Origin of the sequence: Magnetospirillum fulvum MGU-K5 (genome assembly GCF_000442515.1) — a bacterium.
Lineage (GTDB): Bacteria > Pseudomonadota > Alphaproteobacteria > Rhodospirillales > Magnetospirillaceae > Phaeospirillum > Phaeospirillum fulvum_B.
Window position 1 is genome coordinate 74,751 of the sequence record NZ_AQPH01000006.1, and the last position, 18,780, is coordinate 93,530.

17 protein-coding genes and 1 tRNA gene are annotated in these 18,780 nt (G+C 65.4%); 5 read left to right on the top strand and 13 right to left on the bottom strand.

The genetic code is table 11. The features are described from left to right. Positions 1–10: 10 nt before the first annotated feature. Entirely contained in the window at positions 11–667 is a 657-nt protein-coding gene (locus tag K678_RS03015) for a flavodoxin family protein (protein ID WP_021130985.1), read from the bottom strand. Between the two features lie 37 nt (positions 668–704). Continuing rightward, positions 705–1,802 (bottom strand): NADH:flavin oxidoreductase/NADH oxidase, encoded by a 1,098-nt coding sequence (locus K678_RS03020; RefSeq protein WP_021130986.1) that lies wholly within the window; start codon positions 1,800–1,802, stop codon positions 705–707. Positions 1,803–1,925: 123 nt separating this feature from the next. On the opposite strand from K678_RS03020, the gene K678_RS03025 reads away from it, so the two are divergent. Further along, a complete protein-coding gene (locus tag K678_RS03025) occupies positions 1,926–2,240 on the top strand; it encodes an ArsR/SmtB family transcription factor (RefSeq protein ID WP_021130987.1) in 315 nt (104 codons plus the stop codon). Positions 2,241–2,345: 105 nt separating this feature from the next. On the opposite strand, the gene K678_RS03030 is transcribed toward K678_RS03025, so the two are convergent. Further along, entirely contained in the window at positions 2,346–2,693 is a 348-nt protein-coding gene (locus tag K678_RS03030; protein WP_021130988.1) for a HigA family addiction module antitoxin, read from the bottom strand. A 7-nt stretch (positions 2,694–2,700) separates the two neighbouring features. Further along, the gene (locus tag K678_RS03035; RefSeq protein WP_021130989.1) at positions 2,701–3,021 is read right to left on the bottom strand and encodes a type II toxin-antitoxin system RelE/ParE family toxin; all 321 of its coding nucleotides are present in this window, start codon (positions 3,019–3,021) and stop codon (positions 2,701–2,703) included. 254 nt (positions 3,022–3,275) lie between these two features. Between K678_RS03035 and K678_RS03040 the strand changes: the two genes are divergently transcribed. Continuing rightward, the gene (locus tag K678_RS03040) at positions 3,276–5,102 is read left to right on the top strand and encodes an SLC13 family permease (protein ID WP_039851929.1); all 1,827 of its coding nucleotides are present in this window, start codon (positions 3,276–3,278) and stop codon (positions 5,100–5,102) included. Between the two features lie 28 nt (positions 5,103–5,130). Here the strand turns inward: K678_RS03040 and K678_RS03045 are convergent. After that, positions 5,131–5,204 (bottom strand) — tRNA-Gly (locus K678_RS03045). An 85-nt stretch (positions 5,205–5,289) separates the two neighbouring features. After that, positions 5,290–6,438, bottom strand: a complete 1,149-nt coding sequence (locus K678_RS03050; protein ID WP_021130991.1) for an acyltransferase family protein — start codon at positions 6,436–6,438, stop codon at positions 5,290–5,292. Positions 6,439–6,688: 250 nt separating this feature from the next. On the opposite strand from K678_RS03050, the gene K678_RS03055 reads away from it, so the two are divergent. Further along, positions 6,689–7,039 carry a hypothetical protein gene (locus K678_RS03055; protein ID WP_021130992.1) on the top strand — a complete coding sequence of 117 codons (351 nt, stop codon included), beginning with the start codon at positions 6,689–6,691 and terminating at the stop codon, positions 7,037–7,039. Positions 7,040–7,245: 206 nt separating this feature from the next. Further along, on the top strand, positions 7,246–8,946 hold the full coding sequence (locus K678_RS03060) for a DEAD/DEAH box helicase (RefSeq protein ID WP_021130993.1): 1,701 nt from the start codon (positions 7,246–7,248) through the stop codon (positions 8,944–8,946). Here the strand turns inward: K678_RS03060 and K678_RS19675 are convergent. From K678_RS19675 to K678_RS03090, 7 genes are all read right to left on the bottom strand, one after another. Next, the gene (locus tag K678_RS19675; RefSeq protein WP_021130994.1) at positions 8,941–9,240 is read right to left on the bottom strand and encodes a hypothetical protein; all 300 of its coding nucleotides are present in this window, start codon (positions 9,238–9,240) and stop codon (positions 8,941–8,943) included. The two genes, K678_RS03060 and K678_RS19675, sit on opposite strands and share 6 nt — an antisense overlap. Further along, a complete protein-coding gene (locus K678_RS03065) occupies positions 9,212–10,168 on the bottom strand; it encodes an MFS transporter (RefSeq protein WP_196802534.1) in 957 nt (318 codons plus the stop codon). Before K678_RS03065 ends, K678_RS19675 begins: the two co-directional genes overlap by 29 nt. Positions 10,169–10,215: 47 nt before the next feature. Further along, positions 10,216–11,331, bottom strand: coding sequence for a Wadjet anti-phage system protein JetD domain-containing protein (locus K678_RS17540; RefSeq protein ID WP_021130996.1), 1,116 nt, complete (start codon positions 11,329–11,331; stop codon positions 10,216–10,218). A gap of 3 nt (positions 11,332–11,334) precedes the next feature. Then, positions 11,335–14,793: an SbcC/MukB-like Walker B domain-containing protein gene (locus K678_RS03075; protein ID WP_021130997.1), complete on the bottom strand. Its 3,459-nt coding sequence runs from the start codon at positions 14,791–14,793 to the stop codon at positions 11,335–11,337. A gap of 3 nt (positions 14,794–14,796) precedes the next feature. Continuing rightward, positions 14,797–15,525, bottom strand: a complete 729-nt coding sequence (locus K678_RS03080; RefSeq protein WP_021130998.1) for a DUF4194 domain-containing protein — start codon at positions 15,523–15,525, stop codon at positions 14,797–14,799. Next, positions 15,526–16,977 (bottom strand): Wadjet anti-phage system protein JetA family protein, encoded by a 1,452-nt coding sequence (locus K678_RS03085; protein ID WP_021130999.1) that lies wholly within the window; start codon positions 16,975–16,977, stop codon positions 15,526–15,528. It lies immediately after the preceding gene. A 108-nt stretch (positions 16,978–17,085) separates the two neighbouring features. Then, a complete protein-coding gene (locus K678_RS03090; RefSeq protein WP_021131000.1) occupies positions 17,086–17,964 on the bottom strand; it encodes a LysR family transcriptional regulator in 879 nt (292 codons plus the stop codon). A 112-nt stretch (positions 17,965–18,076) separates the two neighbouring features. Between K678_RS03090 and K678_RS03095 the strand changes: the two genes are divergently transcribed. Then, the coding region (locus tag K678_RS03095; RefSeq protein WP_039851931.1) for an MFS transporter at positions 18,077–18,780 on the top strand (704 nt) is incomplete at its 3' end.

An 18,780-nucleotide genomic window follows, 5' to 3' on the forward strand; every position in this document is an offset into this window, starting at 1 on the left:
GTTCAGAGCGTCATGCCGCCGAAGCGGTCGGCTGGGCCAGCCGCACGCCCATCTGGAAAGCGTTCTCGCAATCTTGGGGGAAGACGTCGCGCCGCCGTGCCGCCTTCTTTTCCGCATCGAACCCATCGGCGACGATCTTCGAATAATCGGTCTGGTAGGTATCGAAGCTGCATAGCCGCTCCGACTCGCCGAATATTCGGGCCAGGAACCGTTCGTTGTTGTCGAGATGGGGCAGGTAGCCGTACTCGCCCATCTGGGTCTCGGTGACGTTCATCGTATAGATGAAGCCGGTCCTGATCTTTCTGGGGAACAGAGACGAATAGGTCTTGTCGTAGACCAGATAGGGAAACATCAGCCGTTCGAGAAAGGACTTCATTTCCCCGCTCACCGACGCGAAGTAGATCGGGGAGCCCAACAGGATCGCATCCGCTTCGGCGATTTTGTTCAAATGGGGAGCCAGCTCGTCTTTGATTCCGCAGGTGCCATACTTGCGGCCGTTCCTGATCTTGCAGGCGAAGCAACTGGAGCAGCCCTTGAACTGGATGTCGTAGAGGTGGATCAGTTCCGTCTCGGCCCCCACCGACGCCGCGCCCTCCAACGCCGTGGTCAACAGGGTCGCGGTGTTCTGAGCCCGCCTCGGGCTGCCATTGAACGCGATCACCTTCATTCTCTTGGTCTCCTGTCTTCCGTCGTACCGCCGCCGCTCAGGCGGTGCGGTAGCGCGACAGCCAGTGCGCATAGGGGGCGGGCAGAACCCAGGCCGGACGGTCGATCCCCAATTCGGTGGCGGCGCGATAGGGCCAGTGCGGATTGGCGAGCAACGGCCGTCCCAGCATCACCAGATCAAGGCTTCCGTCGCGGATCAGCCCATCGGCCTGTGCCGCGTCGCTGATAAACCAGCTGGTCGCGGTCGGCAGCCCGGTTTCACGGCGGACCCGGGCGGCAACCGGGGCAAGAAAGGCGGGGCCCCACGGAATTTGCGCCGTGGGCGTGGAAAAGCCGATGCTGACATCGATGAAATCAAGCCCTTCCGCCTTGAAGCGGCGGATCAAATCGATCGATTGCACCAGGGAGTCTTCGTCCCGGCCGTCGAACTCGATGACGCCAAGACGCATCGTCAGCGGCAGGCGTTCCGGCCACACCTCTCTCACCGCCGCCAGCGTCTCGATCAGGAAGCGGCTGCGCGCCGCGAAACTGCCGCCATATTCGTCATCGCGCTGGTTCGAATAATCGGACAGGAAGCTTTGCGCCAGGTAGCCATGGGCAAAGTGCAGCACCAGCCACTCGAACCCGGCGCTAGCGGCGCGGCGGGCGGCGTCGACGAAATCCTGGCGGACGCGGGCGATCTCGGCGATCGTCAGGGCGCGCGGAACCCGGGGAAGATTGGCTCCGAACGCGATGGGCGACGGCGAGACGGTTTCCCAGCCGCGCGGATCGCCGACGGCGATGTGGTCGTCGCCTTCCCACGGCAGATTGGCGCTGGCCTTGCGACCGGCATGACCGATCTGAATCCCCGGCACCGCTCCTGCCGCCTTGATGGCGCGCACGATCGGGGCGAACGCTTCAGCCTGACTGTCGTTCCACAGCCCGGCGCAGGCCGGGGTAATCCGCCCTTCCGGCGAAACCGCGGTTGCCTCGGCGATCACCAACGCTGACCCGCCCCGGGCCAGGGTGGCAAGGTGGACATGGTGCCAGTCATTGACGACACCGTTCTGCGCGGAATATTGGCACATCGGCGAAACCGCGATGCGGTTGCGCAGCGTGATGTCTTTAAGGACGAAGGGGTCGAACAGGGCGGCCATATTTCGGTCTCCTCCAATGGCAATGACGTCCCGAGGGCGTCTCAAACCTGATGTTCCATAGTTCGATATTTATCGAAATTACGCAAGCCCCGAATCTCATGGTAGAGTGACGTAATGAGACCGATGAAACATCCCCTGCCCACCGACATCGTGCTGGAGCGAGTCCTCTACGCGCTGAGCGACCCGGTCCGCCTGGACATCGTGCGCCGCCTCGATCACCTGGGCGAGGCGAGCTGCACCGCGCTTGATTGCGGGCGGCCGAAATCAACGATGTCGCACCATTTCCGCGTCTTACGCGATGCGGGCTTGATCCGGACCGAAAACGATGGGGCGACCCACATCAATTCGCTGCGTCGGGCCGAGATGGACCAGCTCTTTCCCGGCCTGCTGACGGCGATCTTGCAGGCTGGGCGCGACGGGGAAGGGGGGAGCCGGTAAAGGCGGCGCACGATCGCAAAAGAGCGGGCGTGCCGCTCTTTTTGTCGGCCATAACGACAAAACGCCAGACCTGTCGTCTGGCGATCATCGCGGATAGACTGGTTATCAGATGTTGGAGCGGGTGAAGGGAATCAGCGCCTTTGATTGCCCTACGGCTTGCAGCAATTCGATGCCCTCCAGCACGCCCCCCAATGCCTCTCGGGCACGCTTCTCCTCATATATATCCTGCAAACGCATCCAATATCCTGGCCCAGTGCCGAATGCCTGCCCAAGACGCAAAGCCATCTGCGCCGTCACCCCGCGCTCGCAATTCAGAATAGCGGTCACGGCGTTAGGGGGCACACGGATGTGTTCGGCGAATTTGCGGGCGCTCATCGACAGCGCGTCCAATTCGTCTCTCAAAATCTCGCCGGGATGGATCGGCGGCAAATTATCGATAGCGGCGTAGCTCATGGCATCCTCAATGATAATCGACGATCTCAACGTCCACAGCGTCGCCAGGCACCATCAATGGGTCTCGCCCGGCCAAATCTTCGCTGAATGACCAGCGGAAACAGATGCGCCAGTGATCATTGATCCGAATGCTGTATTGGCCGCCTCGATCTCCGTCCAAGGCCTCAAAACGGTTTGAGGGCGGATTGCGGAGTTCGATCAAACGACCGACCGCATTCAGCTTGGTCTGTCCCTTCGCCGCTTGACGCTCAAACGTCTGGAACTCCTTGACCCGCATCCCTGCGGCGAAGTCCGCCGTGCGGCGATCGGCATAAGTTCTGATCGGCATGAGCCCATTATGTGTTACGGAATGCGTAACAATCAAGAGCCCCGCTTTCTATATCCGTTCTACGGCTTCATCACGGGCTTCCAGCGAGACAACGACAACGGCAGCACCACGCTGGAAATGGGCCGCCCTAACCAATGGGGCATCCCTCTTGTCATAGGGGGCGGTGGTGGCGGTCTGTTGTATTAGGGGGGATGATCCAGGCGGGTATCCGTCCGGACGAGAAGCCCCGCCCCCCTCGGAGCCCGCCCGCCGCCATGACTGCCGACCTTGCCATCGTTCTTGCCTTTCTTGCCGCCGCGATTGTGATGTTCGCGCTCAACCGCCCGCGCATGGACGCGGTGGCGGTGATGATCATGGCCACCTTGCCCCTGACCGGGATCATCAGCATGACCGAGGCACTGGCCGGGTTTGCCGACCCGAACGTGATCCTGATCGCCGCCTTGTTCGTGATCGGCGAGGGGCTGGTGAGAACCGGCGTCGCCCAACGGCTGGGGGATGCCCTGGTCCGCCGCGCCGGAGGCGACGAGACGCGGCTGCTTGTGTTGCTGATGGTGATTGTCGCCGGGATCGGCTCGGTGATGAGTTCGACCGGCGTGGTGGCGATCTTTATTCCGGTGGTGCTGCGGATGGCGCGAAGCGCCGGGACGTCCCCCGGCCGGCTGATGATGCCGCTCAGTGTCGCGGCGTTGGTCAGCGGCATGACCACCTTGGTGGCGACGCCGCCGAATCTGGTGGTGCACGCCGAACTGATCCGCCACGGGTTCGAGGGGTTCGGCTTTTTTGATTTCACCCCCTTCGGCCTGCCGATTCTCGGGCTTGCGATCCTTTACATGATGGTTGCCCGCCGCTGGCTGTCCGAGCGCCAGCCGGTCGCGGTGCCCTCGGGGCGTCCGCGTCTGGCCGATTGGGTCGCGCAATACGATCTGGCCGAGCGGGAGCACCGATTGCGGGTGAGACCCGGATCACCGCTGGCCGGGCGGCGGCTGGAGGAGTTGGATCTGCGCGCCACCTCGGGGGTCAACATCGTCGCGATCGAGCGGTCGAGTCGGATCGGCGAACGGTTTGTCGGCGCCACCGCCGCCACGGTTCTGCATGACGGCGATGTGCTTCATCTCGACCTGTTCGCGCCGACGATCGACATCGACACGGTGGCCCGCCGATATCACCTGGAGCGGTTGCCGCTGGGCGACCAGTCCTTGGCCGATCGCCGCCAGACCATCGGCATGGCCGAGGTGATGGTGCCACAGACCTCGACACTGATCGGCAAGACCGTGGTCGAGGCCCGGTTCCGCACCACCTATGGGCTGCATGTCATTGGGCTGAAGCGGGGCGGGACCCCGCATAAGGGCAGTGTGCTCGACCGTCATTTGCGGTTGGGCGATACCCTGCTGCTGATCGGTCCCTGGAAGGCGATCCGCCGGTTACAGGGCGAAAGCCAGGATTTGTTCCTGCTGCCGCTACCGATCGAGGTCGATGCGGTGATGCCGGCGGCGGCGCGCACGCCTTATGCCCTGGCGGTTCTGGCGATTGTCGTCGTTCTGATGGTCAGCGGGATTGTTCCCAATGTCCAGGCGGCGCTGTTCGGCTGTCTGCTGATGGGGCTGTTCCGCTGCATTGATTTCAATGCCGCCTATCGCTCGATCCATTGGCAAAGCCTGGTGTTGATCGTCGGCATGTTGCCGTTCGCGCTGGCGTTGCAACGGACCGGAGGGGTCGAACTTGCTGCCGGATTGCTGCTTGATACCGTCGGACGGACCAACCCCCACGCGGTGCTGGCCGGTCTGTTCGTCGTGACCGCCGGGTTGGGGCTGTTCATCTCCAATACCGCGACCGCCGTTCTGATGGCCCCGGTGGCCCTGGCCGCCGCAAGCGACCTGGGGACGTCGCCCTATCCCTTCGCGATGGTGGTCGCTCTGGCTGCCTCGGCCGCCTTCATGACCCCGGTGTCCTCGCCGGTCAACACGCTGGTGATGGGGCCAGGCCGCTATACCTTCCGCGATTTCGTCCGCGTCGGGGTGCCGTTCACCGTCCTGGTGATGGGAGTCAGCGTCGGGCTGGTGCCGTGGCTGTTTCCGTTTTAGGGAGGTGATCGTTTTATTGGAGAAAATTTGGAGCGGGTGAAGGGAATCGAACCCTCGTCGTAAGCTTGGGAAGCTTCTGCTCTACCATTGAGCTACACCCGCGTCCCCGGGGAAAGGGCATGTCTGCGCTTTCCCGGCGAAGGGAGCGGCATTATGCCAGAACGGCGGCGGATGGCAAGCCCATCGTTCAGGTGCTTCGGGCCGGGGCGGGATGGGCCCAGGGCCGCTCTACCGTCAGGTAGGTGAGGGTGGAGAGCAGGATCGCGGTGGCTCCGACCATCAGCACCGCGCCCTGGAAGGCCCAGCCGTCCAGGCTGGCGAAGCGGTCGGTGCCGAACACCTGTTGTGCGAACAGGTGCAGCACCATATGGTGCAACAGATAGATGCTGTAGCTGATCAGGCCGAGAAAACGCAGCGGGCGGGCGCGCAGGATCGCCCACGGACCGACGCCCGACGACGCGCCCAGAAAGATCAGGGTAATCAGCCCGACCTGGGGCAGACCGTAGATGTCGTGATAGCAGGCAAGCAACACCGCCAGCGCCAGGACGCCCAATCCGGCCCAAACCCGGGGCGGCAGCGCCTTGCGGGCATTGAGGTCGGCGGCGACCAGGCCTGCTGCGAAATAGGCGTAGAGCAGATTGTCGGCCGAGCCGAACGCGGCCAAGGCAATTCCGGCGGCGTACAGCAGCCAGGGACGGCGACCGTGGGCGAACAGGGCCAGCAGCGGCAGACACAGGACGAATTCCCATTCGTAGCGCAGGGTCCACACCACCACTTCGATGAAATAGGTCTCGGGGCGGCCATTGATGTCAGGCAGCGAGAGGAAATCGAAACTGAGCCATTGCGCGATCTCGGTGGCCAGTTCGGCCGGGGTGACATGCAGGGAAAAGCCGGTTTCCGCCATCACGATGGCCACCAGGATCGCCACCGCCACCGCATACATCGGCCCCAACCGGCGCAATCGTCCGATCAGCAGGCGGGGCCAGTCGAAGCGGGCTCCGCTCTGCAGGCGTTTCCAGTACAGCGATGCGGTGATGACGAAGAACAAAGCGACGGCGGCCTCGCCCGCCAGATTATTGAAATTGCCGACCGGTGGCTCATAGCGTCCGGTCGCGCAGTAATTTTGGACGATCAGGCTGTGATGGAGCACCACCAGCAGACTGAGCGCGCCGCGCAATCCGTCCAACTCGCCCGATCGCCCCGCCGCGCCGCCCAGAACCGCGTCGGACAGGCGGGGAAACAGCTTTAACAATCCTCCCGCCAGTAAAAAAATCAGGGCGGTGATCGACCCCAGGCCAGCCAGGGTCGTCAAGGTGGACATCGTCGTTTCAGTCATCAAGGAGACTCGATCCCGCTCGAAAAAAGCCCGCCGGTCCCGTCGGAGCCTGCGGGTGGTCGGAGCTGGATCGGATATGGGGATGCCCGACCCGAGGGAAAATACTTATTCCTGAAATCAGTCTGAACCGCAAGCCGCCCCTGACCGCCGGTGCCGGTCGGTGCGGACTTTCAATCGGGGCGTATTCAGGGTGGATCGGGTCGTGTAGATTTGAACGAGATTCGAGGATGGGGGCGAAGCGGTGTTGGCAATGGTCAGGCCAGTCTTTATTGCGGTTGGAGCGGCTCTTCTGCTTGCGGGTTGTGTCGAGCGATATTGGGACAAACCCGGCGGCACTCCGGGGGAATGGGAGCAGGTCAAGGCCACCTGTATGCTGGAAGGAGCCGGAAAGGTTCCGGTCATTCCCGTCTATGTCCTGGATCCCGGCAGTTCCCACACCTCACATTACTGCGATAAGAGTCGCCGCAATTGTTCGACTTACGATACGGTCACTCCGCCGTCTTATCGGCAGGAAGACGCCAATGCCGCGCTGCGCGATCAGGTTATTCGCGGTTGTTTCGCCCGCAACGGCTGGACGGAAAAAGTTCGCTCGGTGCCGTAAGCGGCGGAGCGTTGCAGCGGATTTGGGGAGGCCCCGCGTTCGGGGACAGGTGAATTTCGGGTGACGGCGGCGGGAAACGTGCTATCCAATCATTTGGGTCGGCATCGCGCGCCGCGGTCGACTCGTTCCTGGTCCACGGCACCCTCGTCGGGCCGGTCTCGCACCAGGCATTGATGCTCCCAACGCACGAAAGCAACGCTCCAAACATGGTCTTTTTTCCTGTGGGCCATCCGCTCACCCAAGCTCTGACCGAGCGCGACTACACTGAACTGACCGCTGTCCAGACGGCGGTGCTCGACCCCGGTGCGAAGGGCCGCGACCTGCTGGTCTCGGCGCAGACCGGATCGGGCAAGACGGTTGCCTACGGTCTCGCCATCGCCGATACCCTGCTGGGCGACGCCCTGACGCTGGAACCGGCCGACGAACCGATCGCCCTGATCGTCGCCCCCACCCGTGAACTGGCGCTTCAGGTCCAGCGCGAATTGTCGTGGCTGTACCAGCATGCCGGCGGCCGGGTGGTGTCCTGTGTCGGCGGGATGGACCCCCGCGCCGAACAGCGGATGCTGGCGAAGGGTGCGCACATCGTCGTCGGTACTCCGGGCCGCCTGCGCGACCATCTCGAGCGCGGCGGGCTGCGGATCACCCGGTTGAAGGCGGTGGTGCTCGACGAAGCCGACGAGATGCTCGATCTCGGTTTCCGCGAGGATCTCGAATTCATCCTGGAGGCGACCCCGCAGAATCGCCGCACCCTGCTGTTCTCGGCGACGCTGCCCAAGGCGATTGTCGCCCTGGCCAAGCAATACCAGCGCGACGCTTGGCGGATCGCGGTATCGGCGGGGCAACAGGGCCATGCCGACATCGAATACCGCGCCGTCCGGGTTGCTCCCAACGAGGTCGAGCACGCGGTGGTCAATCTGCTGCGCTATGTCGAATCTCCGGCGACGCTGGTCTTCTGCAACACCCGCGATTCGGTCCGCCATCTCCAGGCGATCTTGCTCGAACGCGGGTTCGCCGCCGTCGCTTTGTCTGGCGAACTGGGCCAGAACGAGCGCAATCAGGCGCTTCAGGCGCTGCGCGACGGCCGGGCCCGGGTCTGTGTCGCCACCGACGTTGCCGCCCGCGGCATCGATCTGCCCAATATCGGGCTGGTGATCCATGCCGAACTGCCGCAGAACGCCGCGACGATGCAGCATCGCAGCGGCCGCACCGGCCGCGCCGGGCGCAAGGGAATCAGCGTTCTGCTGGTGCTGCTGTCGCGCCGTCGCAAGGCCGAGCAATTGCTTCAGTCGGCAGGGGTTCACGCCATCTGGGGCGGCGCGCCGTCGGCCGAGGACATCCGCAAGCTTGATCAGGAGCGGTTGCTGCAAAGCCCGTTCGTCACCGACGATCTGAGCGAGGACGATGTGGCGATGGCCAAGGCCCTGCTGGCTGAACGCTCGCCCGAGGATATCGCCGCCGCTTTGGTGCGGATGTACCGTTCGCACCTGCCCGCCGCCGAGGATGTGTTCGATCCCGGCGAAGGGGGGCCGTCACCGCGCGATCCCTCCGAACCCCGTCGTCCCCGGCGTGAGAGCGCTCCGGGCCAGCATGTGTGGTTCCGCCTCAATGTCGGTCGGCAGAAGAACGCCGATCCGCGCTGGCTGATCCCGATGATCTGCCGCCAGGGCAAGATCACCAAGCAGGAGATCGGCGCGATCCGCATCTTCGAGCGCGAGACCCGGTTCGAGATCGACGTCGCGGCGGCGGACAAGTTCCTCGCGTCGGTGAGCCGGATCGAACGGGGCGATGTCCGCATCGAGCCGCTGGGCGATTCCGGCCCGGCCGAAGGCGGGGAAGTCCGCCCGGCCCGCTCCGAGCGGAGCGAACGCCCCGCCGCGCGGCCGCGGACCTCGCCGCGGAAGTCATAGCGGACCTGGGGCTTTGGTCAGCGTGTCGATCCGGCGCAAGGCCGGGAACAGCACGCTCCAAAGCCCCACCACCACCAAGGTTCCGACTCCGCCCAGCACCGCCGCCGGGATCACGCCCATCAGGGCGGCGGTTGCGCCGGATTCGAACTCGCCCAACTGATTCGATGCGCCGATGAACAGGAAACTGACGGCGCTGACCCGTCCGCGCATCGCGTCGGGGGTCGAAAGCTGGACCAGGGTCTGGCGGATCACCATGCTGACCATGTCAAAGCCGCCCAGCGCGATCAGTGCCACCACCGACAGCCACAGCGACGTCGAGAGCGAGAAGACGATTGTCGCGACGCCGAACCCGGCGACGCAGGCCAGCATCAGCGCGCCCGCCCGCCGCTCGATACTGTGCTGGGCGAGATACAGGCCGACGACGGTCGCGCCGATCGCCGGGGCGACTGCGCAGCAGGCCCAGCCCGACCGGGCCGACCTTCAGGATGTCACTGGCATAGATCGGCAGCAGCGCGGTGACGCCGCCCAGCAGCACCGCGAACATGTCGAGCGAGATCGCGCCGAGCAGGACCGGATTGGTGCGGATATAGCGCAATCCGGCCAGGACCCCGTCATCCTCGCCCTTGCCGGGCCGGGCCGGGGTGGCGTCGCCCCGCACCGTTACCCCCAGCACCAGCAGAATCGCCCCCAGATAGATCACGGCGGCCAGGCCAAAGGTAACCAGATGGTTGATAGCGTACAGCAAACCGCCGACGGCCGGACCGATGATGGTGGCGACCTGGAACGCCGATGACCCGGTGGCGACGGCGCGGGGAAAGGTCTCGGCATCGACCAGATTGGGCAACAGCGAGGACAAAGCGGGCATCGTGAACGCCTTGGCCGCGCCGATCACGACGATGATGAGGTACAGCGCCCACAGGCTGGGGTCGGGCTGGGCCACCGCCGCGATCAGGGCCAGACTGGCCAGCGCCTGCACCCATAGGGTCGCGGCGACGACGCGGCGACGGTCATAATGGTCGGCGACATAGCCGATCAGCGGAAACAGCACCGCGCCGGGGAGGAACTGGACCAGCCCGATGAAGCCCAGATGCCAGGCGCTGCCGGTCAAAGCGTAAACGTACCAGCCGATCGCGACGGTCTGCATTTGCCCAGCCAAGGCGAGGCAGGCCCGGATTCCGGCAAAGGCACGGACGTTCCGGTTTCCGGTGAGAAGGTCTAGCAACGACGTCTCCGTCAAATGCGCGTCATCGGGGGACGCGACCCCTTCGGTCAGACCGGCCCGGCCGGATGATAGGGCAGGGCGCAGAGATCGCGGATCAATGCGGGCGCGACCCATTCCTGATCAACGCAGGAAATCGCGCAAGCCTCAAGCAGCGACTGAAGCAGAGGGTCGTCCGAGTGCCAGGATCGCTGACCAGCCTTGTCGGTTGCCTCGGTATAGGGATGGCCTCCACCTTTCGCCAGCAGGTCCACCATCGGGCGGTAGAGGGCGCTCAGCGCGATCCGGGGCAAACGCCGCCGCGCCGTGGCAAAGATCATCAGCCCGGCCTGATCCAGGTCGCCCCAATAGAACAGGTTTGGCGTCGCCAGCAGGGCGTCGAGCGGCGGGGGCGTTCCATCGACCGGGGCTCCCAGCCACGCCCCGTCAAGAGCACGGGCAACCGAGGTGGCGACCAGCCCGTGCGTCGAAATCCATGCAACCGGCAGATCGCGGGTGATGGAAAAGGCGCGTTCGAACGCGCGCGGGTTCTCGACCAGAATCACCGCCTCGGGCCGCGCTGCGCCCGCCGTCAGCAACACCACCGGCGGGGCGGGGTAGGCCTCAGGACGGATACCGATCCGGCGCAAGGCGGCCTGGGGCAGCCGGTCCAGCAACTTCGACGACGCCAACGGCCCGGCGGCGGAAACGAGAAAGGCGGGCCGGTCGGGTGGTTCGGCGCGAATTCGGGTCAATTCGGCGACCAGGGCGGGAAGCGCCTCTGTCGGCCAGTCGGCCTCGACCGCCCGCGCAATCGCGATCCACCCGGCGCGTTCCTCGTCGCTGCTGGGCGCGGCCTCGGCGAGGACGGTCAGAACCGCAGGCGACAGCGCCGACGGGTCCGGCTGCTGACGCCCTAAAAGGGCGTAGAGGGCGTCTGCATTCCGCAACGTCACCCGCTCGATATAGCGTTTCGCCGGGATCGGCTTCCACGTCAGTTCGACCCCCCCATTGGCCGTCTCGGCCTCTTCCATCCGCTGGTTGAACCTGTGGCACGCAAGGTCCGACCCCATCCCGTGGTAATCGGGATAGACGTGGAGGTTCCTGATCCGATCCGGCTTACGTTCGTGCGCGGACAGGAAGTGGTCGAACGCCTGATCGGCGCTGGTGACTTCGACCTTGGCCATCGCTCACGGCCGTAACGATGCGTACAGCCGTTCCAGCCGCTCGCGTGACCATTCGCTGGGGTCTTCGCTCATCAACGCCTCTTTCAGCGCCGTGCCGGGATGGGTGACGGTGATCGTCATCCGCCGATAGCTGGGCCGCGCGACCTTGACCAGGGTGTCCATGTATTTCTGCATGAACAGCTTGCCGCCCTTTGGTCCGGCCAGCACCGGCTGAAGCCCGATCTCGCGATAGAAATGCAGCACTTCGCGCTGGTTCTTGGGGTCCATCTTCATGAAAGCCTCGTCGAACAGCGCCAGCCCCAGTCCGCCCGGCTTTGACGCGGCATAGATGCCGTTGTGATAGGCGCTGGCCAGCGCGGCCCCGATCGCGACATAGAACGGCACCTGCTTCTCGGCTCCCGATCCGACGCCCAGCCGGTGGGCAAAGGTGGTGGCCTTGCCGGTCTCGATGTCGGTCATCACCAGATTGAAGCGGAAGTAGTTGCGGTAATCCTCATAGCGGGAATAGTCGAGATCGTCCTCCATCAGGATCGCCTCGATCATCTTCAGGCTTTCGGCGTGGAGCGAAGCCTCGATCCCGGCCCCGCCGAACAGCGGCAACAGAATCATCTCGTCCTGGGTCGCCGCCGCGACAAGGTCGATCAGCCCGGCAAAATCGGCATCCGGTTCGACATCGAAGCGATAGCGTTCGTTATGGAAGGCGTGTTGCCGCAGCACGTTGTTCAGCAGCGCGATGGCGTTGGTCACCCGCTCGAAGCGGTCGCGCAGCATGTTGACGAAATTGCCCTTCAACAGCTTTTGCGCCTCGTCGACCGCCTCGTCGGCGCGGCGGCGGTGCTGGGCCAGATCCTTGTCGGCGATGTCGCTGCGCAGTCGCGTCGCCCACGGCACGATCTCCTCGCTGATCGAGGACTCCATCGTGAAGCCCAGGTCGCGCTGGCTGGTGCGGCGGAAATCGAAGATCAGGCCGAACACCGCCTTGTTGGCGCTTGGAATCTTTTCGGCCAGCACGGCCAGACGTTCGTCGCAGGCCCGGGCGATTGGGGGCAGCGCACCGCGCGACCGGGCTCGTTCCGCCCGCCACAATTCCATCGCCGGGGCGAACAGAACCCGGCTGCGTTCCTCGCGATAGGAATTCAGCGCCACGACCAGTTCGGGCAGACCAGAATTGCAGCCGGTCATCGCGGTTCCTTCGGCCCGCAACGCCTCTTCCAGCAGCCGCTTCGCCCCCTTGCGCGAGTCGGAATCAAGACCGTCAGGATCGCCCGACCGCTCCAACTCCAGCGTCAGAAGGTCACGGTCGATCGCCTCGATCCGGCTGCTGATCTCGGGGTTGACGTAATCGCGCAGCCGGGTGACCTGTCCCCGCAATCCGTCGATCTGGCGCTGCTTGTCGCGATAATCGAGCACCGCATCGATCAGCCCGACCGGCTGCGCCCGCGCCGCCGCCAGCGGCGTCAGTCGCTCGGCCAGTCCGCGCAAGCCCTGAACCAGGGTCCGGGTCTCGGTCTGGGCGTCCTGCGCCTGACGCAGGCGGCTTTCCAGCTCGCGCCGCAACGCCCCGCTGGCATCGACCCCGATCTTGCGCTCGCCCGGCTGGCGGATTTCGGTGACCAGACCGTCGCAATAGGCGCAATCCTTGGTGACGGCGCGGCCGCCCTCTTGCAACTCGGCTTCGGTCTCGACCAGACGGACGTTGCCGACCCGGTGGAGGATAAAGGCGCCGACCAGCGGGTCTTTGGCCCGCAGGATCGCGGCCAGAGTGCCCTTTTGCGCCCGCCCGCTTTCGAGCCGGGTGGTGTTGACGACGCGGCAGCCGCGATAGCGTCCGCTGTGGCGGTTCTGCCGCAACATCAAGATGGCGCGGCGGGCCTGATCGGGCGGCAGCACCACCGCCTCGCGGTCGCGGCCCAGGATCGCCTCGGCGGCGTCGCGCCAGTCGGGATCGAGCAGTTCGATTTCGGAGCAGACCAGCTTGGGGGCGAAGCCCTCGGCTTCGAGATCAAGCAGGAACGCCCCGGTCTCCAGCGAGATCGCCGCCCCGGTCTTGTCGATCGCCTCGAGGCGACGACGCAAATCCTCGACTTCCTGGTTGCCCAGCCCGCGCAGGCTTTCGTCGGCGAGATCGCGCAGCATCCGGCACAAGGAATCGAGATCGGGCAATTGATCGATGACGTGGACCATCGCCTTGGGATCGGCGGGCCAGACCGGCACGGTGTCGGCGCCGGTCAGCCGTTGCAGCGTCGCCAGCGCGGTCAGCAAGGCGGGCGAGCGCTCGCGCAGCATGTCGAGCGCGGCTCCGCTTTGCCCGGGGATCGTCGCGGCGCGGGTCACCGCCAATTCCCATTGCTGGACCGGAACCAGACGTTCGGCCATTTCGCGCTTGGCCTGTTCCAGGGCCAGTTCGATCCGGGCCAGTTCGCCCGCGACCTCGCTGGTCCGCACCGAGCGTTCCAGCCCCTGCTTCTCCTCGCGCAATTCAAGGGTCTGGCGCTCGCCATCCTCGATGATCCGCTTTAAGCGGGCGACGTCGGACTGGGCCCGGCGCAGCGCCTTGCGGTGCTTACGGACCTCGCGCAGCGCAATCAGAACCCGGGCGCGGCGCAGCATCCAGGCGCGGTTGAACTTCTCCTCGACCAGGGTGGCGTGGGTGCTGGCGGCGTCGAGAATGGCGTCGAGATCTTTGACCTGTTGCAGCAGGCGGCGGATCGTGTCGGCGATTTCGCGGTAATTGCGCATCGATTCGCGCAAGCCCCGGATCGAGATCGGATCGCGGTCCAGCACATAGGTGCGGACGAACTGGCTTTCGTCGTCGATCGTCTCGAAGCTGACGGCGTTGGCAAAGGCGCGGCGGAACTGGTCGATGCCGCCATGCTGCCCGGACTGCGAGCAGAAATGCAGCATGTCGCCGATATGCTCGCTGGGGCTCATATAGACCCGCAACGCGCCCCCCTCGGCTGTGCAGCGCGCTTCGAGATGGGCTTCCAGTTCGGGCCAGGTGCGGGCGACGTCGCCGTCCGGGCCCGAGATGACCAGATCGGAACTATCGACCGTCAGGCCGGTGACCAGCCAGCGGGCGGTGGTGTCCTCGCGGGTTTCCGACTGGCGCGCCTCGAAAATCAGCCCGGTCGAAACCGCGCGTCCATCGACCGGATCGCGGAAGGCCAGCGCGATATGCGAGCGGGCGGTCTCGCGCAACGGCGCTTCCCCCGCGCCGCCGACCCGGCCCAGGCAATAGCCATGGACGCTGCGCCGGTTCTTGCGCTTCTTCTCGGGATTGGCGGCGGCGTTCAGTTGCAGGGCGTTCTTGTCGTTGGACAGCATCGCAGTCTGGATCGCGTCGAGCAGGGTCGATTTGCCCGAACGGTTCTCGCCATAGACGCCGATCGCGCCGCGCATCGGAATGTCCTGGCGCCCCAGCAGGAACCAGTCGATCAGGGCGACGTTCACCAATTCGTACATCGGTCAGGCTTCCCCGTCTTCGTCGTCGGTCCCGGTGCTGTCATCGTCGGCCAACCCGGCCTCGCGGGCGCTTTGGGCGCGGTCCAGCCCGTCTAAGGTGCGGTCGCTTTCCTGGGCGAAGCGTTCGATCATCTGCACCTGGGCCTCGCCCGAGACCAGCCGGATCGTCGAGCGAATCCGCAAGATCACGTCGCGGGTTTCGGGGTCTTCCTCGCCGATTTCGACCAAAGCGCGGCGGCGCAGATCGAGCAGGATATCCTGGAACCGGGCGCGGGGAATCCGCTCGCGGCCCAGGATCGCGGCGTGGCGGGCGAACAATTCCTCGGAGGTGGTCGGCACGGTGGCGCGGTCTTCGGACAGGCCGGTATTCATCCCTTCCTGCCAGATCAGCCCCAGCAGCAACAAGATGATCGTCTCGTCGATCCGCAGCCGGGCACCGTGTAACTCGCCGCCTTCGTTGGGGACAACGCCGATCCACTGGTCAGTGGTCTCGACCACCAGCGCATAGCCAAAGGCGTCCAGCACCCCTTCGACGATCTGGCGGACATCGGCCCGCAGCAGCGATTCGTACAAAGGCGCCATGCCGCGGTCGCCGTTATAGATGAACTGGCGATCGAGCAGGACGTTCAGCGCCCGGCGCAGGGTCTCGACCGCGCGCTCGGCGGCGGCTTGGCCCTTGGCGGCGGCGACCTTTTCTTCGAACGCGGCCAGTTCTGCCAGAATTGCCGGCATTTACGATTCCTTGGCAGGAGTGATGGTGAAGTTGGGGGCGTCGGTCCAGGCGCTGACATGCCGCCCCTCGGCCGGTTCCAGGCGGTAGCGGCCGTCGATCTCGCCAGCACCCGGCTCGTCCAGCCGCTCGACCAAGGTGTCGAACGCGGCGAACCCGGCCAGATCGGAGGGCGTCAGCCAACGCCCCTCGGTCGGCTGGCCGGGAGCGACGGTGCGGTCGAGGAAGGCGGCCAGGGTCGCCTCGTCTGGCTCCAGCATTCCTTCGAACGCCTCGACCAGCAGATCGCGGAAATCCTCGACCGGATCGGCCTCGGCGCGCTGGACCGGGCGGGGCTTGATCGGGGCCTTGGCGGTGCGCGGCTCGGCCAGCCCGTCGGGCGAGAACAAGCGGGGGCGGCTGGTCAGAAGCGTCGGTGCCTCGAGGTCCAGGTCGTGCCCCTCGGCCCGGGTCCGCAGCCGGTCGAGGCGGCGCATCGTCCCCGCCAGCCGGGCGGTGATGCTATCGTCGCTGCGGTCCATATAGCGGATGGTGTTGCGCAGCCGTCGTTCCAGCCGGACGCGGAATTCTTCGATCCGGCTGACGAAGCTGGTCATCCCCTCGAAGATTTCGGCGATGGTGTCGAGCTGGGTGAACACCTCGCGCCGCGCCGTCGCCACGTCGGGGCTGACCCCGTTCTTGACATAGGCCTGGGCGATATCCTCGACCAGGGCGGAATTGGCAGCATGGGCGCGGGCCATCCGCGCCACGTCGGCGCGAAAGCGCAGCGGGTGTTGGGCATAGGAAAAGGTCGCCTTGTAATCGGCGATCAGAATCCGGCCGATGAAATCCTCGAAAAAGGTGTCCAGCCGGGTCTTGATGTCCGGGCTGGCCATGATCGTCCGCTGCACCGCGCGCAGCGAGGACAGGATCGCTCGCAGACGGCGGGTGAAGCGGACGGCGTTGGCGGCGGCTTCGGGCAGGCCCAGCGCGTTGGCCGAGGGGTTCAGCGCGATCGCCTCGATGCTGGATTTGACATCGACGACGACGCCACCAAACAATTGGGGCAGCCCGCGTTCGATCGCGTCGAACTGGTCGGCCAGCGCCATCGCCGCCGAGGGCATCTCGACCACCGCGTTGAAGCCGTGTGGTTCCTCTTCGATCCAGCCGCAGCGGAGCAGGCGGCCATAGACGTGCTGGGCCTTGCGGCCGATCTCGTCGGCGGGAAGCGGCAGCGGCTTGCGCCCGCGTCCGCTTGGAAGCTCCTCGATTTCCTCGGCATCCTGCCACAGTTCGGGCCGTTGCCGCACCAGCCGCGCCAGCGTTTCAACCACATCGTCGCGCAGCGGCACCACGATCCGGGTGCCGCTGAAAAACTGGCGATAGACGATCAGCACCGCCTCGGCATAGAGATGCCGGTTGCCACGACTGAAAATCAAAAAGGCCGTATCGTCGAGATGGCCGAACAGAGACACTGGTCCCGCTCCGATTGGGTTCGCCGGGGGGAAGGACCCCGAACGTCTGGTGATTCTGCGCCGTCCGGCAAAATCGGCGATCACACATCGCACGTCAAAGCGCGGTTTTCAATCGCGGGCGAGTTCCGCTTCCAGCACCGACAAGAAAGCGCGCAGCTTGGGCAGGACATAGCGGGCCGAGGGATAGACCGCCCAGATTGACCGTTCCTCGGGGCAGACATCGCCGAGCGGGACGCGGACCAGCCGCCCGGACCGCAGGTCGTCGCGGACGTTCCACAGCGCCAGCAAGGCGATTCCCGCTCCGCCCAGGCAGGCTTGGTGCAGCCCGTCGATTCCGTTCGAGGTAAAGCGTCCGGCGATCCGCACCTTGTGCTCCTTGCCATTGACGCGAAAGGTCCAATGGGTGGTGCCGGTCGAGGCCAGACATTCGTGCGCCGCCAGATCGTCAAGCCGCTCGGGCAAGCCCCGTGCGGCGACATAAGAGGGCGCGGCGCACAGCACCCGCGTGCTGTCGGCGAGACGGCGGGCGATCAATTCGCTGTCGCGCAACGGGGCGATGCGGATCGCCAGATCAAACCCCGCCGCGACCAGATCGACGACGGCATCGTTCAGGTGCAACTCGATCTGCAAATCGGGGTGATCGCGCAGCAGGCCGGGCACCAGCGGGGCGATGATTTTCCGCCCGAACGCGACCGGGGCGGTGACGCGCAGCAGGCCGGACACCTGAAGCGTCGCTTCATGCAGTCGGGCACGTCCCGCCGCCTCGCTTTCGATCAGGGTTTGGGCAAAGGGAAGGAACGCCTCGCCCTCGGGGGTCAGCGCAACCGAGCGGGTGGTGCGGTGAAGCAGCCGAACCCCCAGATCCCGCTCCAGCGCCGCCAGTCTGCGAGTCGCGCTCATCGGCGTCAGATGGAGCCGACGGGCGGCGGCGGACAGGCTACCCGCCTGGGCGGCGGCGACGAGAATGGCAACGGCCACGGTGTCCATTATAACGCCTATCGATATGCCGGCCGGTCGAATTGGAGCAGTACCGCGAATTCGGCGATAAGTCTATCGTCAGATCCATGCCCTGGTTTCCCGTGTGAAAGGTGCCCGTCCGATGACCCAGCCCCCACCGATTCCCTCCCGGCTTGGCCGGGGAACAACCTTCGCGATGGCGGCCGCCTGCGGTATCGCCGTCGCCAACATCTATTACAACCAGCCGATGCTGGGTGTGATCGAACGCGATTTCACCGATCCGAAGGTGACGTCGCTGATCCCGACCGTCACACAATTGGGCTATGCCGCCGGGCTGTTCCTGCTGGTGCCGCTGGGCGATATCGTCGAGCGGCGTCGTCTGATCGTCGTCCAGTTCGGCGCTTTGGCCCTGGCCCTGGTGATGGCGGCGTTGGCCCCCAATGCCGGGTTGCTGGTGGTCGCTTCGCTGCTGGTCGGCATCGCCGCCTCGGCCGCCCAGCATATCGTCCCGTTCGCGGCGGCGTTGGCCGCGCCCGAACGGCGCGGGCAAACCGTGGGGATGGTGATGGGCGGCTTGCTGTGCGGCATTCTGCTCAGTCGGGTGCTGTCGGGACTGGTCGCCGATGCGTTCGGCTGGCGCGAGATGTTCTGGCTGGGAGTGCCGATGGTGCTGCTGGCGGCGGTTCTGATGCGGGTGATGCTGCCGGCCGGGGCCCGTCCGGCGGCGGGGGCGCTTGGCTATGGTGCGGCTCTGCTGTCGCTGGCCCATCTGTGGCGTGAAGAGCCGATCGTGCGGCGGGCAACCTGGACCCAGGCCGCTTTGTTCGGGTCGTTCAGCGCGTTCTG